10 protein-coding genes and 1 pseudogene are annotated in these 16,334 nt (G+C 45.7%); 7 read left to right on the top strand and 4 right to left on the bottom strand.

The genetic code is table 11. From position 1 onward, the window contains the following. Window positions 1-258: 258 nt before the first annotated feature. From ACOQO5_RS14045 to ACOQO5_RS14015, 7 genes and pseudogenes are all read left to right on the top strand, one after another. Window positions 259-4,968 (top strand): choice-of-anchor Q domain-containing protein, encoded by a 4,710-nt coding sequence (locus tag ACOQO5_RS14045; RefSeq protein WP_420582319.1) that lies wholly within the window; start codon window positions 259-261, stop codon window positions 4,966-4,968. A gap of 30 nt (window positions 4,969-4,998) precedes the next feature. Continuing rightward, window positions 4,999-5,266: pseudogene (locus tag ACOQO5_RS14040) on the top strand (DUF4212 domain-containing protein). A gap of 4 nt (window positions 5,267-5,270) precedes the next feature. Beyond that, window positions 5,271-6,944 (top strand): sodium:solute symporter family protein, encoded by a 1,674-nt coding sequence (locus tag ACOQO5_RS14035; RefSeq protein ID WP_420582318.1) that lies wholly within the window; start codon window positions 5,271-5,273, stop codon window positions 6,942-6,944. 16 nt (window positions 6,945-6,960) lie between these two features. Then, window positions 6,961-8,043, top strand: coding sequence for an SGNH/GDSL hydrolase family protein (locus ACOQO5_RS14030; protein ID WP_420582317.1), 1,083 nt, complete (start codon window positions 6,961-6,963; stop codon window positions 8,041-8,043). After that, a complete protein-coding gene (locus ACOQO5_RS14025) occupies window positions 8,043-8,864 on the top strand; it encodes a polysaccharide deacetylase family protein (RefSeq protein WP_420582316.1) in 822 nt (273 codons plus the stop codon). The genes ACOQO5_RS14030 and ACOQO5_RS14025 overlap by 1 nt, the downstream gene beginning before the upstream one ends. A gap of 136 nt (window positions 8,865-9,000) precedes the next feature. Next, complete coding sequence (locus ACOQO5_RS14020) at window positions 9,001-9,546, top strand: REP-associated tyrosine transposase (protein ID WP_420582315.1); 546 nt, start codon at window positions 9,001-9,003, stop codon at window positions 9,544-9,546. 110 nt (window positions 9,547-9,656) lie between these two features. Beyond that, entirely contained in the window at window positions 9,657-10,154 is a 498-nt protein-coding gene (locus ACOQO5_RS14015; RefSeq protein WP_420582314.1) for a hypothetical protein, read from the top strand. A 156-nt stretch (window positions 10,155-10,310) separates the two neighbouring features. Here the strand turns inward: ACOQO5_RS14015 and ACOQO5_RS14010 are convergent, their stop codons facing one another. The 4 genes from ACOQO5_RS14010 to ACOQO5_RS13995 are packed head-to-tail and all read right to left on the bottom strand — an operon-like array spanning window position 10,311 to window position 16,326. Further along, a complete protein-coding gene (locus tag ACOQO5_RS14010) occupies window positions 10,311-11,117 on the bottom strand; it encodes a polysaccharide lyase (protein WP_420582313.1) in 807 nt (268 codons plus the stop codon). 20 nt (window positions 11,118-11,137) lie between these two features. After that, the gene (locus ACOQO5_RS14005) at window positions 11,138-12,166 is read right to left on the bottom strand and encodes an L-rhamnose/proton symporter RhaT (protein WP_420582312.1); all 1,029 of its coding nucleotides are present in this window, start codon (window positions 12,164-12,166) and stop codon (window positions 11,138-11,140) included. 21 nt (window positions 12,167-12,187) lie between these two features. Then, window positions 12,188-13,963 carry a hypothetical protein gene (locus ACOQO5_RS14000; protein WP_420582311.1) on the bottom strand — a complete coding sequence of 592 codons (1,776 nt, stop codon included), beginning with the start codon at window positions 13,961-13,963 and terminating at the stop codon, window positions 12,188-12,190. After that, the gene (locus ACOQO5_RS13995; protein ID WP_420582310.1) at window positions 13,951-16,326 is read right to left on the bottom strand and encodes a glycoside hydrolase family 2 TIM barrel-domain containing protein; all 2,376 of its coding nucleotides are present in this window, start codon (window positions 16,324-16,326) and stop codon (window positions 13,951-13,953) included. Before ACOQO5_RS13995 ends, ACOQO5_RS14000 begins: the two co-directional genes overlap by 13 nt. Window positions 16,327-16,334: the final 8 nt, after the last annotated feature.

The raw sequence follows: 16,334 nt of genomic DNA, 5'->3' as shown, positions 1-16,334 counted from the left end.
AATTGATTGAAATACCGAAAGACCCAGGTATGTACAGAAATGTACGATCTGGGTCTTTTGTTTTTTATACTACGGAGGCATAGCTGTGATTGTTGGTCTACCAAAATGACAGCTACCATATAGCACAGGACAGACCAATCCTAGTGGTCCTTTAAATTGGGTGTTCATTGTCTTAATGTCCATTGGCAGCTATATACGGCCACTGATAATAAGTCAAGTTTGAATTAAGTATCATAGGTATTATTTTTAGCATTCAGCATGAAAAAGAGAGGAATGATGAGGAAGGGTTTTGTAGGGTTGATAGGTGTACTCATGTCACAATTGGTAATGGCGCAAACCACCATAGTGGTGACGGCCCCGGCAGGTGATGGATTTGTTTCAGATCCTGCAATAGTTACAGAAAACAACCCATTTACAGAGTCAATTGCATTTGCTTCCAAATCGGGAATGAAGCTTGGTAAGAGTGATGCAGGAGGAAATGCCAATTTGACAAGTGTGATCATTCCTTTCGAACTACCAGCGATACCTGCAGGTCAGGAAATAACAGAGGCTAGCTTGAAAGTCTATGTGTCCTATGGAAGGGAATGGATAGATGCAGATTGTTTCGTTGATTTGTATGGTTTGGACTACGCAAGTACTGTTGCGATTTCAGCTGATGATCATTATGGCGGAGCGTTTGGCAATGGCAATGGGGCTGATACAGGTATTGAGGATGATTATTTTCAAAAAAATGTACCACAAGGAAATTTAGACACCGAGAGGTTTGAAGAGACCTCCGTCACCGGAAATGCAAACCTTGTCAATTACCTCAAAGCCCAATATACAGCGGGTGCAGAAGCTGGAGATTTTGTTTTCTTGCGACTAAGTATTGACAAACCGGATATGACAGGCGCTCACTTTTTTCTCGTTCATGGTGGAGAGGACGATAATCCAGCTACCTTGTCCATCACTCACGAGCCCGTGGTGAATGTAGCACCGGTACTGGCTGCTATCGGTGACCAAAGCGTGGAAACCACAGAAGATTTAACCATCAACCTTTCTGCAACAGATTCTAACGGCGATGCGCTCACTTTTAGCGTAAGCAATAACTTGCCTCCATCTGCTGTCTTTGCAGATCATGGAGATGCCACAGCATCGATCACTATTACCAATGCTGGCGCTATTGCCACCTATCCAGATATCGTAGTGACGGTGTCTGACGGAGAATATACAGACGATGAGACTTTTGATATCAACATCACCGCACAAGCACCCAATGTAGCGCCTGTTTTGGCTGCTGTTGGAGATTTGGATATTCAGCAGTACAGCTACGGCAGACTGGATCTTTCCGCTACGGATGCAGATGATGACGCGTTGACTTTTAGCGTGTCTGACAACCTACCTCCTTCAGGGCTCTTTGTAGACAATGGAGATGGAACGGCCTACATTGAAATTATATCGGAATCCACATTGGCAGATTATTCTGATGTGGTGATTACCGTTAGCGATGGAGAGGATCAAGACAGCGAAACGATTACCTTATCCATAGTAGATAGGGATCCAAATCAATTGATGAATTTAGATGAACCAAGCGGCAACCGCTTTGCCATTACTGATTTGGTTTGGCCTGCTACCCATGGAGAAGCAGACGTGAGCTTTTGGAATGATGATAAATTGGCTGTGACCACCATTACCATCGACGACAATATAGAAGCCGATCATAGTTTTTGGCTCGGCCTTCAAGACACCCATCAAAATTTAAAATTCACCTGGTTTATTATCGACAATCAGGTCTCCGATTGGGATAAGTATCAAACACTCATAGATGAAGGAAATGAAGTGAATGGCCACGATGATTGTGATATCAATAGTGATATAGACGAAACAGATACTAGCAATGACAAAGTGTACAGAACGGCTTTGGAAAGTATCAAAGATGATATTAGTGAAAATACGACGGGGGAAGCCTTGACCTATGCCTACCCATGCGGTATCGAATACGATAAGCATATTGCAAGGGACATCTATGTAGCCATGAGAGGTGCCTTCGGTGTCATGAATCAAGCCAATACCATTGATTATTTGGCACTAAATAGCCGGAGTGCGACCAACAGCAATGCGGACATTGATAATTTACTGGATGAGACAGGAACAGTTAAATTATTCGGCACGTCCTATTATCGCGGATGGTATTCCGCTCATTATCACGGCGTGACCAGCAATGGCACACTCCAGACCAATACCGAATCCCATATGAGTTATATCAACGATCATGCAGACGAGCTTTGGATCGCTGGATTTAGTGAAGCGGCTAAGTACGGACAAGAAAGAGACTCGCATAGTTTGACCGTAGATGAGGTATTGGACCTTTCGGTAAAATTTACGCTGACCGATGATATGAAGGATGAAGTATTCGACTATCCATTAACTGTCAAAATTCGAGTAAACAATGATTGGGTGTCGGCCAGTGCCCTACAGGATGGTGTGGCTAGGCAAACCACATGGGTGACCCACGAAGGGGACAACTATGTGTTGGTGAAAGCTGTGCCGGATCAAGGGCAGGTGGTAGTCACCGGAAGTACTACGGTAAATGAAAATCATGCCCCGGTACTTGCTACGATAGGCGACCAGTCGCTTTCATATGTAGAGGAATCCAGCATCACCATTACAGCGAGCGACGAAGACGATGACTTTCTGACTTTTAGCGCTTCGGAAGAATTGCCAGGTTTTGCCTCTTTAGTAGATAACAACAATGGAACAGCGACATTGACAATTACGCCAGGCTCGAGCGATGATATAGGGCTGACCGAAAACATCACCATCACAGTATCTGATGGAGAACTGGAGGATTCAGAAGAGATCAGTATTGAGATCGCCAACTTTGAAGGAACGATCCGCTACTGCGACCCGATCAATGGGAGCAATGCTAACGATGGATCCGAAGCCAACCCATGGGGTTCGTTGGCTACCACATTGGCTACCGGAAAAGTAATCGAAGATGGAGATTTAATTTACTTACTATCAGGAGATCATGGCTTGCCATATATTTCGAGTAAAAATTTCACCAATGGTGTTACCGTAAAGGCACTTAGCGGACACGACCCTGTATTGGATGGATTAACGATTGCCAATTCAAAAAACTGGACATTCGCCGACCTGACCATAGATGGAGCAGGGTCAGCGTTGAGCAAGGAAGGCTTTCTGGTCACTGGCGACGTAAACAGCACGGACCTTACCTTTAAGAACTGCTTGATACAATCAGCCGAAGAATCCTCGACCTGGACCAAGGCCGACTGGTATGCCAACGCCAAAGGTGGAATGGATATGAGAGGAGAAAATGTAGTGGTGGAGCACACAACAATTAAAAACACCTACCATGCTTTGTCTCTGAGAGGAGATCATTCCAGTGCCACCTCAAACCTGATAGACAACTTCGCTGGTGATGCGGTTAGAGGATTGGGCCAATTCCAAACCTTCGAATACAATACGATTAGGGATTGTTATGTAGAAGATTATGAGACCAACCACGACGATGCTTTCCAAACCTACATTCTTACTGGCGATCCGAAATCCGAAGGACTGACCATCAGATTCAATAAGATTCTTCTTTTCGAAGATCCGATTACTCAATTCGTGATAGACAATGATCTCATAGGAGAATCTATGCAGGGAATTATTATCACCGATGGTTACCCTGATGGATGGGTAGTCGAAAATAATCTGTTGGTGACGAATCACTATCATGGTATTTCTTTGTATGGGGCTAGAAATAGTCGGGTGCAAAACAATACGGTGATCAAGCATCCCTATTATTCTGACAGTAAAATCCCCTGGATATTGATTGATGACAACAGCAAAACTGGCCAGACTAATTTTGATAATATTATTCGAAACAATCTGGCGGCTGATATTTCATTTGACAAATTTGATAACTCATCTACGGTAGAAGGAAATCTTGAAATCGGAACAAACAGCTCGTCTGATTACGATGATTATTTCCAAGACTATGAGGATTATAATTATCTGACTAAAGCAGAAAGTCCTGCCATAAATGTGGGAATCAATAAGGATTTGACATCTCTGGATCTGGCAGGAAATAATCGATTATCGAACGGTACGGTAGACGCAGGGGCTTATGAGTATTATTCTTCCAGCTTACCTGTCATTGCACCTATTGATGATCTGACCATGGCTGAAGGAGAGACAAAAACGATCAATATTTCGGTTACCGATCCTAACGACAACTCATTGACAATCACGGGCAGCAATCTTCCGGCATTTGCCACCTTGACGGATAATGGAGACGGAACCGCAGCGTTGGAGTTGGCTCCTGGCATAGGTTCAGAAGGAGATTATCCAAATATTAGAATCATGGCTGACAATGGCGCCTTGTCCGTTTCGGAACTATTCGACCTGGCAGTAAACACTGAAAACACCGCGCCTGTACTTGCTGATATAGGCAACCAGACCGTAGCGGTAAATGCTACCAAGGAAGTGTTTGTGTCTGCTTCAGATGCCGAAGATGACGATTTAAGCTTTGATTTAGTAGCTGCGCCGAGTTTTGTTACTTTTAGTGAAACTACCAAGGGGTCTGGAAAATTGGTATTAAAACCTCAGGATGGAGACAAAGGAACTTATATTTTCACCTTAAAGGTGTCGGACGGTACGCTCAGCGATAAGGAAGAGATAAAACTTACAGTGACCGAATCAGATGTGTTGTCTGTTCAGCAAGAGCTGCAAAAAGCAGTTACAGTTTATCCTAATCCTTCGAAATCAGGCGATTTCTTTGTCAGGACCAAAGGGTATAAGGTGACCTCCTTACGACTTAGGGATATTTCTGGTCGAGAAGTAGATTCGAAATTGCGAATGTCTTCCCAAGGAGCGGACATCATCCGGGTCGAGCCTTCTAAATCACTAAGGAGTCAAACGTATATTCTTACAATTGAAATTGACGAGCAGAAGATAAATCGCATGTTCGTAGTAAATTGAGTTAAAGGATTTCTCTATAACATAATAACGATGGATAAACAAAAGGGCAAAGCCTATTGGCGTCAAAATATTCGCTATCTGATCATTCTCCTGAGTATCTGGTTTATCACCTCTTTTGGATTTGGCATTCTTTGGGTAGATCAACTGAATCAGATAAAACTTGGAGGTTTTGGCCTCGGCTTTTGGTTTGCCCAGCAGGGCTCCATCTACTCCTTTGTGATCATCATCTTTGTGTACGTATGGCTGAATGAACAGGCTTGATCAGAAGTACGCCAATCACCAAACCAAACAAGACTAATTTTATGGACATTCAAATTTGGACTTACCTCATCGTAGGGGTGTCATTTGCCTTGTATATAGGCATAGCCATTTGGAGCAAGGCGGGAAGTACCGATGAGTTTTATGTAGCTGGTGGGCATGTGCCCCCATTGGCCAATGGTATGGCTACTGCAGCAGACTGGATGAGCGCCGCTTCTTTCATTTCTATGGCAGGTTTGGTTTCCTTCATGGGATTCGATGGTGCAGTTTACCTGATGGGGTGGACGGGTGGTTATGTGCTACTGGCTCTGATGCTGGCCCCTTACCTTAGAAAATTCGGGAAGTTTACCGTTCCTGACTTTATCGGCGACAGATATTATTCAGACATTGCCAGAACGGTAGGCGTAGTCTGTGCTCTGATCGTCTCATTTACCTACGTGGCGGGTCAGATGCGAGGCGTTGGAGTGGTATTTGCTCGATTCCTCGAGGTGCCCATCAATACTGGAGTGATCATCGGAATGGTGATTGTGTTTTTTTATGCTGTTTTGGGCGGGATGAAGGGTATCACTTACACGCAGGTGGCGCAATATTGCATTTTGATATTTGCCTATATGGTGCCTGCCATATTCATATCTATTCAGCTTACCGGAAAGTGGATTCCACAAATTGGTTTTGGTAGTCAGTTGTTGGATGGGTCAGGTACGTATTTGCTCGACAAGCTGGATGGCCTTCATAGAGAACTCGGCTTTGCAGAATACACGACTGGTGCTAAATCCACACTGGATTTGTTTGCGATCACTTTTGCACTCATGGTAGGAACGGCAGGATTACCACACGTGATCGTGCGATTTTTTACCGTGCCGAGTATGAAAGATGCTCGTATTTCAGCAGGCTATGCTTTGATATTGATAGCTATTCTCTATACCACAGCACCAGCTATAGCGGCTTTTGCAAGAACAAATTTGATTGAAACCGTTTCAGATGCCGAATATGCCTCAGTCCCAGAATGGTTTAAGAACTGGGAATCCACAGGTCTTATTTCCTTTGAAGATAAGAATGAAAATGGCACTATCCAGTACGTTGCGGATCCTGAAAAAAACGAATTGAAAATTGATCGTGACATCATTGTCCTAGCCAACCCTGAGATCGCACAGTTGCCCAATTGGGTGATTGCTTTGGTGGCAGCCGGTGGGCTAGCCGCTGCACTCTCTACGGCGGCTGGGTTGCTTTTGGTGATATCCACCAGTGTGTCTCACGACCTCATCAAAAAGCAGATCAAACCTAATATTTCCGATAAGGGAGAACTGAGATGGGCTCGTATTGCAGCAGGAGCAGCGGTGATCGTTGCTGGTTATTTTGGTATTAACCCACCAGGGTTTGTGGCGGCCACGGTAGCGCTGGCCTTTGGTTTGGCAGCGGCTTCATTTTTTCCGGCTATAGTTTTAGGGATATTCGACAAGCGAATGAACAAGGAAGGCGCAGTGGCTGGCATGATCATAGGTACGTTGCTCATGCTATTCTATATGGTCAAATATAAATTGCAAGCTTTTGGTGGTGGAGACCAGACTGATTGGTGGTTTGGTATTTCTCCAGAAGGCTTCGGTACGGTAGCCATGATCGTCAATTTTGTGGTTTCGATAGTGATATCCAGATTTTATGCTGCACCGCCTGAAGAGGTCAAGCAGATGATCGAAAGAATCAGAGAACCCGGAGAATAACCTTCAAAGCCACGATATGAGAAATATTTTGATAGGATTTTGGGGTGTGCTTTTGCTAGTCGGCTGTGATGCACCACAGACGGTATTTGTATCCCCTGCCCATGAAGCTATTGCCTATTCAGGTAGGATAGACCAGCCTGAATTAGGTCACGCCAATCTGTACTGGCCAGGTTCTTCGGCCCGAGTAGATTTTGAGGGGGATTCATTGTTTGCCTATCTGCAAGACGAGAAAGGGGCCAATTACTTCAATGTGATCATAGATCGGGACAGTGTACGCATGTTACGATTGGACACGCTTACAAGGCGATATCTGTTAGCCGCAGGCCTGCAAGAAGGCCCACATACCGTAGCGCTTTTCAAGCGTACCGAATGGGACAAAGGCAAGACTTCCTTTCAGGGATTTGAAGTGTATGGCACCAACCCTAAGCTGAGTGAACCACAGTCGAAAAAAAGAAGAATAGAGTTTTATGGCAACTCCATCACGGCTGGCTATGCAGTGGATGATACCAGCGGTCAGGATCGACCAGATAGTATTTATACCAATCATTATGTGAGCTATGCGTCACTGGTGGCTCGCCATTTTGAGGCGGACTATCATTCGATTTGCAAAAGTGGAATCGGCATCAACATCAGCTGGTTTCCAATGACTATGCCAGAGCTGTACGACCGATTGAATCCCCGGGATTCATCTAGTCACTGGGACTTCACCCAATATATCCCTGAGCTCGTGGTGGTCAACTTGATGCAGAACGATTTCTGGTTGGTCGAACGACCAGAGCACGCACAATTCAAAGCAAGATTTGGGGAAACCAAACCAACCGAAGAAGAAATTATTTTGGCCTATCGGAAATTCATTCAAAACCTAAGAGACAAATATCAGGGAGTACCCATAATTTGTCTCTTGGGTAATATGGACATGACCCAGGAAGGTTCGCCCTGGCCAGCGTATGTCGAACGAGCCGTACAGGGTTTGGCGGATGACCGAATCTACACCCACGTGGTGCCTTACAAACAAACACTAGGACACCCCAATAGAGCGGAGCAGCGAGCCTTGGCGCAAAGTTTAATTTCTTTTATCAACGAAAATATTAAATGGTGATGATGGTAAAGCATAGCAAAGTATTAATCACGCTCGGCGTAATAATTTCATGCACGAATGTGATGGCTCAAAAATCACCCCAATGGCCGGGAGGAAAGAAAGCCGCCGTGGTGCTGACTTATGACGATGCCATCGACTGTCATCTGGACATCGTGGTGCCCCAGCTCAACGAGTATGGTTTTGAAGGCACGTTTTTTCTGACGGGTAGTGCACAGACTGTAGCCCACCGAACCGAAGAGTGGCGCGCTGCAGCGGCCAATGGTCATGAGTTGGCCAATCACACGCTTTTTCACCCGTGTAGAAAGGTGATTCCTGGCGAAAGAAATTTTGAATGGATCAGAGCCGAATACGATCTGGATGGCTACAGCTTCCCACAGTTGATGAACGAGCTGAATACGGCCAACTCATTGCTGCATGCGTTGGATGACAAAACGGAAAGAACGTTTGCTTATACCTGCGTAGACCACACCATTCAAGGCGTAGATTTTGCGGATAGTATTCAGCATATTTTTGTGGCGGCCAGAGGACTGAGCCCAGTCCCCACGTCACTCAAGGAGGTAGATCCCTACCTGATGCCCAGCACCAGCTGTTCAGATTTGTCAGGCAAGCAAATGATCGCTGAAGTGAAGAAAGCACAGGCCAATGGTACGGTCATTACTTTCTTGTTTCACAGTGTAGGAGGCGGATATCTCAATACTTCCTCCGAAGCGCACCTGGAGCTTTTGGAGTATCTAAAGGAAAATCAAGAAGAGCTCTGGATCGACACATTTATCAATGTCACTAGCCACATCAAAGCCGAACAGGAGCGATTGGGTTGGTGAAAATAAATGCTGTTCAAGTTTCGCTTCCTCTGCTCGGTCGCTCCCGATATCTATCGGGATTCTGCTCGGTCGCAATTGTATTGCGACTGTAATCTTATTTAGCATTTAAAATGCGAGTGCTCTATCTTTATCTTCTATGGCCAACCGATATAAAATAAGAGATAATGAGGGACTGTATTTTGTGACCTTTACAATAGTAGGCTGGGTTGATTTGTTCGTAAGAAGGGATTATAGAGACTGTCTGATAGATTCGCTCAATTATTGTGTGAAAGAGAAAGGGTTAAACGTTCATGCCTATGTGATCATGACTAGTCACCTTCATATGATTGTAAGTACAGCACAGGGTCATGATTTGGTTTCTACTATCAGGGACTTTAAAAAGTTTACTTCGAAGTCGCTCATCAGACTAATCAAAGAAATCCCTGAGAGTCGTAGGGAGTGGATGTTAAACAAGTTTAGCTATGAAGCGAATCGAACGCAGCGAGGTTCAGATTACATACTTTGGAAAGAGGGGTATCACGCAAAGCAGATAGAGACAAATGGTTTTTTGGATGAAAAACTGGATTATATTCACAACAATCCGGTGGAGGCTGGTTTTGTAAGTGAGCCGGAAGAGTATCTGTACAGTAGTGCCAGAAACTATGCCGGCAAAGAAGCGGTGATGAATGTTAATTTGTTATAGCTATATGGGCATTGCAAATGCCTGGAAGATACAATCGCAATACAATTGCGATCGAGCGAAATGGCAGGAAAGATACAAATGTTTTTTTTACAAATAAATTACAAATGAAAATGAAAAACCAGTTAAGCCAAATAGCTATTTTTATGTTAGTTGCTATCTTATTGTTCAATTGCTCAGATGATGGTGACGAATCTGGAGGTTGTAGCGATCCGGAAAGCGTGAATTTCGATGCGAGTGCGATTTCAGATAATGGCAGTTGCTTGTATTCCGCAGACATGATAGCTGGAGATTGGCAGGCGTCAGAAGAAATGTCCTTTTCAAACCCTTTATCTGGAGCTTCAGATAGTGGTACGGATAGTTTCATCCTCACCTTTGTCAAAATGGAAAATGATAAAATCTCCATTACTACAAATAGAAATTCGGAAAGGCCTAATCATGATTTGGGTAACTTCAGTTTTAAATACAAAGTTTCTTGGAAGGAAAAAACCATAGGTCCTTTGGGTTTGTTTTCCGGAGAGATTGTAAATGACGATAATATTACGATAGATTATCAATTAGGTTTGCCTGAAGGCCTATATACAGTCGAGTTGGATTTGGAGAGAATCTAGCCAAACTACACCAAGTAAGGGGGGGATCGAGCGGAGGGCAATCGAGCGAAATAGTTTTTCTGCTCGGTCGCAATTGAATTGCGACTGTAATCTTATTTATGTGTCGTCCTGGTTTCACTTTTTGAGTCCAGATAAGCACGCGTCAGGGGAACCCTCTTATTTAGCAGGCTGCTTGTAGATCCGAATGTTGTCTATTTGGATGAAACTATCGTTTTTAGGAGCCCACTCTGGTGTAGCTCCACCGTGGAAGGTCGAGAAATAAAATGAGTCAATCAGACCTAAGTCGCCCTCCCTTATGCTGAAGTTTTTCTTTTGTCCTACTTTTTGGTTGTCCATCCAGACTTCTATCTCGGCATCCTTCTTACCTGGTGTATTGATTTGAATGCGTTGTATCAAGGTGTGCCATTTTCCCGTTTCGAATTTAGCTTTCAGGTGTATTGCCTCGCCATATTTTTCCTGCATGTCTTTGTAGTACAGATACACGATAGGCTTTTGCTCTCCGGTCCACATGTAGCGAGCACTCCACCCCTGTCCCTGATCAGGATGCTTGCCGCCAGTAAAGGCAGCCCCGCCACTGGTAAGGCCGGGTAGTTTTCCGCCAAGGGCAAAATCAAACCCTTCTTCAAAATAGATGTCGTAGCTGAGGTAGTAGGTAGCAGCCGGGGGTATGGGTCTCACAAACTGGACACCACCTTGCTCTGGCCCCACAGCTCCCTGAGGATAGCTGATTTGTAATACCTTTCCCTTAGTTCCATCCTGTAATACCGATCCTCTGTTTTTGATGATAGACCATTTGATGGTGTCAAAATCTTGTTGGAGTGCAGTAGTATCGTAATTGCCTATGGCTTGGTTTTCAAAATCTACATCCAAGACAGAGTTGTCCTGGCTATACCCAACACAAGACCATAAACAACTTGCCAGCAGCAGGGCAAGGGGAGTACTGTAATTTTGAATGAGGTTCATTTTGTCGCGGGTTCAAAGGATTAGTGAGAGATAGTATTGGCCAAGCCAATCATCAGGATGGACACCATCACGATGGTTAACCCCAGAGCCAATATCCACATGGTCTGTTTCGAGGCGCCCACCCATTCTTTGTAGATGATGCCCCACAGGTTGCTAAAGAAAATGATGAAGGCCATGTGGATAGACCAGCTGGCAAATTCAAGATTTTCTCCTAAGAAGGTCGTGCCCATGCCATAGAAAAAAAACTGCAAATACCACGTGAGACCGCCTAGCGCTGCCCAAAGGTAGTTTTTCGATAGAGGAGTCGCTGAGTTTTGATAATCCGAGGAGGTTTTGTTTTTACGGTTGAGGTAGAGGCAATAGATGCCATTGGTGGTCATGCCACCCCAAAGAATCCATACCAGCACCGCGTTGTTTTTGAACAGATCGCTGGCGCCCTGAGCAAAAGCGAGGTCTGCGATAGGTGTCCCGGCCTCCAAGCCAAAGGCGAAGCAAGCACTGAGAATGCCGGATAGAATAGCTACTATCAAACCTTTATACAAACTGAACTCGTCGTCTGAAGCAGTCTCAGTTTCCTTTTCTTTTCGTGCACCTGCCAGTCCTACTACGGCGATACCTACCAGGCAGATCACTATGCCCCAAAGGGTAATCATCCCTGATCCGGATTGTAATAAGTTGGTAAAAGTACCTTTGAAAATAGGAGGGATCAACGTGCCAAACGCAGTACACAGCCCAAGTGCGATAGTCATGCCTAGCGACACGCCCAGATATCGCATGGATAGACCAAAAGTAAGTCCTCCGATGCCCCATAGGAGTCCGAAGCAATAGGTCCAACCCTTCACGGCACTGTCGGGCTGCATCAAGACTTGCCAGAGGTTTGGGATGGTGAGCCATGCGGCAATGAATGGCACCACCAGCCAGGCCGATAGCCCCAAAATAAGCCAGGAACTCTCCCAGCTCCATTTTTTTACTTGTTTGAAAGGAATGTAAAAACTGCCAGCGCCGAATCCGCCGATGGCATGAAATAGTACCCCTAAAAATGCTCCCATATGCTGCTGAATTTGTGTTGTTTAATACAAATAGACTTTTTTGATCAAAGCCATTTTATCATTGTCTTTGGAATTTTTTCTAATCAAATCCTGAAATATATAATAAGAAAGCCAAAATCCATTGTGGTATTGCTCTCGTGTGCTTCTCGGATTTTTGTAGATGTTGTACCAGTCGGTAGATAGCTTCTCTTGTTGTGCAAGTGCTATCATTTCTTCGGCATTTTGCATTTGTCCTTTGGCTACAGCTTCGAATAGTGCTACATAGTTATCGTATGCCATGGTAGCTGTTTGAATGACTTTGGCGGTATCGGAGATGCCCAGTGCTTTTAGTGCAAGGGTTTGCTCATATACCTGATCACCGTCCATGTCAAAATGCATTTCATCGAAGAATCCGTTGTCGTCGGTATCTTGATAGCTGACCGTGGCGAATCGGGTCGGTTCAAACTGATCCGTATCTTCTGGTTGGATGTTTGGTCCTCTCCAGCCTTGCCAGCCTTGGTAGCTCAGCGTATTCTGATCGATGCGCCAGTAGCCGGTTTCCGCACCTAGCAGATGAATTTTGCCATCCAGCGGCGAAATGTACAGGTTGCCCTGACCAGAAAAATCCAGATCCCACTCTCCACGATCTCCTGTGGGGTCGGCTTGTGGGTTGTGATCGAGTCCCCCGTTGCCCGCACCGATTTTGAAGGGGTCTTTGGGGTCGTAAAACTCTACCCGCTCCCAGCGATGGCAGTCGTCGTCTTCGTCGAACACCAGCCAGCAGGAATTCCACTCGCCTCGAGAAAAGGTGAGATCGTAGGCCGAATCGTGATTGACATATACTAACCGATCCAGATGCCTCCATCGTGGATCGGCGAAGTATTTGTCGGATTTTTTTGCAATTGGGTGCGATTGGATGGGTTGGACTTGATCGGAATAGTCGAAGCCTGACCCACTAAATTTTAAACTCATATCGAAATCCAATTCGTTGCCTGCGGCATTGTCATTGTCCAGGTCGAAGGTCATCTGTACGAGCGATGCTTTTTGGCTGAAGGACCAGGTAATCAGATCTTCAGGTTTTTCGATGGCTATAGGTTCGTCCACTACACGGATGGCCATTTCAGTCAGGCCATCGTCATCATGGTCATAAAATAGAAATGGGTTTTCCCAGTTGAAACTCAAGTCGTCGATATTCCATGGGGAGATGTGTACCTTCAGCATGGTGCTTTGCCCATGATAGTCAGCGAAAAAATTGGCTTTGCCGCTATGATCCCATCCTTCGTATCGAAAGGTGTCCCAATTGACATAGCCGAATACGCCGTCGTTGTCGTTGTCGACAAACCACATGTAGTGTGACTTCCATTTGCCGGTATAGTCGCGTGCTGCATTTTCTATAATGACTTGATAGTCTGCTTTGCCATCCTGATCTTCATCGATGTAGTCGACGATCAGATCGCCTTCGTCTCCGTACTTGCCATCTTTGTTCAGGTCGACCAGGAGGCAGTCGTTGTCCAGGTCGCCCTCCAGGTCACCTTCTTGCATATCTCCGTCGTCGTCGAGCCAGAGTATGCGCATGCCATTCTCCAGCTCCGCCTTTATTCCTGTTATTGCTTTCTTCTTACCGTAGAGGTACTCCACTTTTTCCTGCTGTGGCAAGGGCAGTCTAAATGGGGTCAGCGTTTCTTCCAGCTGAGGGTTTCTTTGGGTGCTGTGCTGCCCCTGACTGCAGACAGGCAAGCACTGCACCAGGCCGGCAAGGCCTAGCATTTTCCAGGCAACTGGAATTTTAAAATTGCTTTTATCTATTACTCCGGCCATCCTTCAGGTTTTTGATATTCATAATCGAAGTAATCGGGCTGATCTAAATCTCCCACCTGAATGTATCGGATACTTACCTGTTTCATGCGTTGGCTGGTAGGGTCGTCTAGTTCGGTTTTCACCAAATACCCTCCTGCTTTTTCTGGCAAGGTCATCGTCACAGGAACTAGCGTTTGCCAGAAAGGCTGAACGGACACGTCTTGAGTTCCCTCACTGACTACATCGCCCTGACTGTCTAGCAGTTGGTAGCTTATGGTTCCCGATTTAGCCATGGTCGTGTCATTCACCACCATGATGTTGAAATTGAAAGCGTCGCCGGCAGTTTGTGCTGTTGGAGACTTTACATACCGAGCATCTTCGATGTCGAGGAAGGCCGCGAATGGCCGAGTCACATGGTATTGAGATAGCAAGGCCTGTGATGGGATAAGGTCTTTGATGTCGTGAATAAACCAATCGCCGGTATGGCCATTGTTATTTGTCAAGTAAGCAAATGAGGCTACACCATCGGCTTCTCTGGTGGATCGGATCATTTCTGTTTCGATCGCCTGCAAGTAGGCCTGAAAACTCCAGCGCTCTTCGGCTGTCGCTTCTTTGCCTACATAGTATTCGTACACATCACGGTTGCTTTCGTATAGCTGGCTGCCGTCTGGCTCGTAGTATTCGTAGTCCACTTTGTAGGGCGTCCGATCATTTTCGGTAAAATTGCCATAGGTTCTAACGCCGGAGGTCTGGCCGTCGCGATTTTGCCAAAGCCAGGCGAATTCATTCACGATGACCGGTGCATTGGCGAGTTTCATTTGCTCCAGGCCAGCTACTTTGTCGTTGAGCTTGCCAAATCGGAAGGCCTCTCGGGTACGTTTGATGAAGTCGTTACCAACCCACCAACCGTGTGCGAGCGGATACCAATGGTACTCGAATACATCCAATCTGCTGCCTGGCACAGCCTTCATAAAACCTAGGTCCCAAAGTCGGGTAGGGTCGATCATTCTGAGCTGCGGAATCAGTTCTCTGCCAATATATTCTTGCTTTTGCTCATTGAGCGCATCCCAGATCACCACGCTTGGGTGGTTGCCATCGGCCCAGATCCAGTCGGTGTATTCTATGGCGTATTGCTCTGGTCTTCCTCGCAGGTTCCACATATTGTATTCGTTTTGGATGAGGATACCGTGCTCGTCGGCCAGGTCGTACCAAAACTGAGGCAGTAGTCCGATGCTGACTCGGAAAAAATTCCATCCCATGGCTTCAGGTATCTCGATCATCATTTTTTCTACCCATTCCCTGTCCCAAGGTAGGTTTCCTCTGTCTCGGTCTTCGAAAAATCTATTGAGCGTAAGCGTAGACCCAAACAGTGCAATTTCCTCGCCGTTGAGCTGGAAAGATTTTTCTACCGATTTGAAATCCCTCATACCGAAGGTAATGGCTTGCTGGTCAGATGGGCCAATCCATGACTGGTCGTCGGCAGGTTTGAGGTTTTCAGGATTGCCGAAATCGTCGTAAAACTTTCTGTCGGCAGAAACTTCTATGACTGCCTCGTAGAGAAAAGGGTCAGCGGGCGACCACGGCTTGATGTCATGATTAAAATCAAAGACCAATACTTTTTCTTGCTGTTCTATCTGACATTGGATTTTGTCGTTGATGGTTTTCGTCTCCGTAACGACCTGACCACTTTTTTTCTCACGAATGTGGGCTTTGAGTGTGTACTCTATGGCGCTGTATTCGGTGTTTCGCTCGAGGACTTTGGCATAGTTTTCCAATAGTACTTTGACCGTAGCCTGCTCGCCTGCTAAGTCTGGCAGCGCTAAGGCTCGGTGCACTCTGATCGGGCCTCCAAAGGTGATCTTGATGTCGTCCCAAATGCCGGGGATATCGGTATATTTTTCTCTGTCGAATCCGGTAGCGGCTTCCTTCGGCATCCAGGCTCGCTCGCCAAGTCTGAGTAGCAGCGTATTGGTTTTGCCATAGACCAAGTGATCCGTAAGGTCGACATCTATGGGCGTATTGTTTTGCATATAGCTGCCGAGGTCGATGCCATTGAGGATCACCTGCGTGTTGAATCTGCTTTTGAGGGCGGTGAGAATAGCCGTTTTGTTTTCCTTGGACTTCGGTACTTTGAAGGTGAATTTGTACCAGTTGTATCGTGGTTCGTGTGTGCCCGAGAAGTAAGCCTCATACTGATCGATCTTTGGTTCGGCCAAGTCAATCAGTCCGGGTACCGGTATGGTTCGTGTGAATTTACTCGGTGGAAAAGCGGATTTAGTTTGTTCAAATGGTACTTTGCCGTTGAGCGAAATCACGTCTGTGACTTGGGCAAATAGCATCTGGCTATAAATGATAATCGCAAGTGATAATATGGTCTTCTTCATGTTCTCTT

It is taken from the genome of Reichenbachiella sp., assembly GCF_965223055.1.
Lineage (GTDB): Bacteria > Bacteroidota > Bacteroidia > Cytophagales > Cyclobacteriaceae > Reichenbachiella.
Note: the sequence above shows the minus strand (reverse complement) of the source record. Positions and strands in the feature narration are given on the sequence as shown.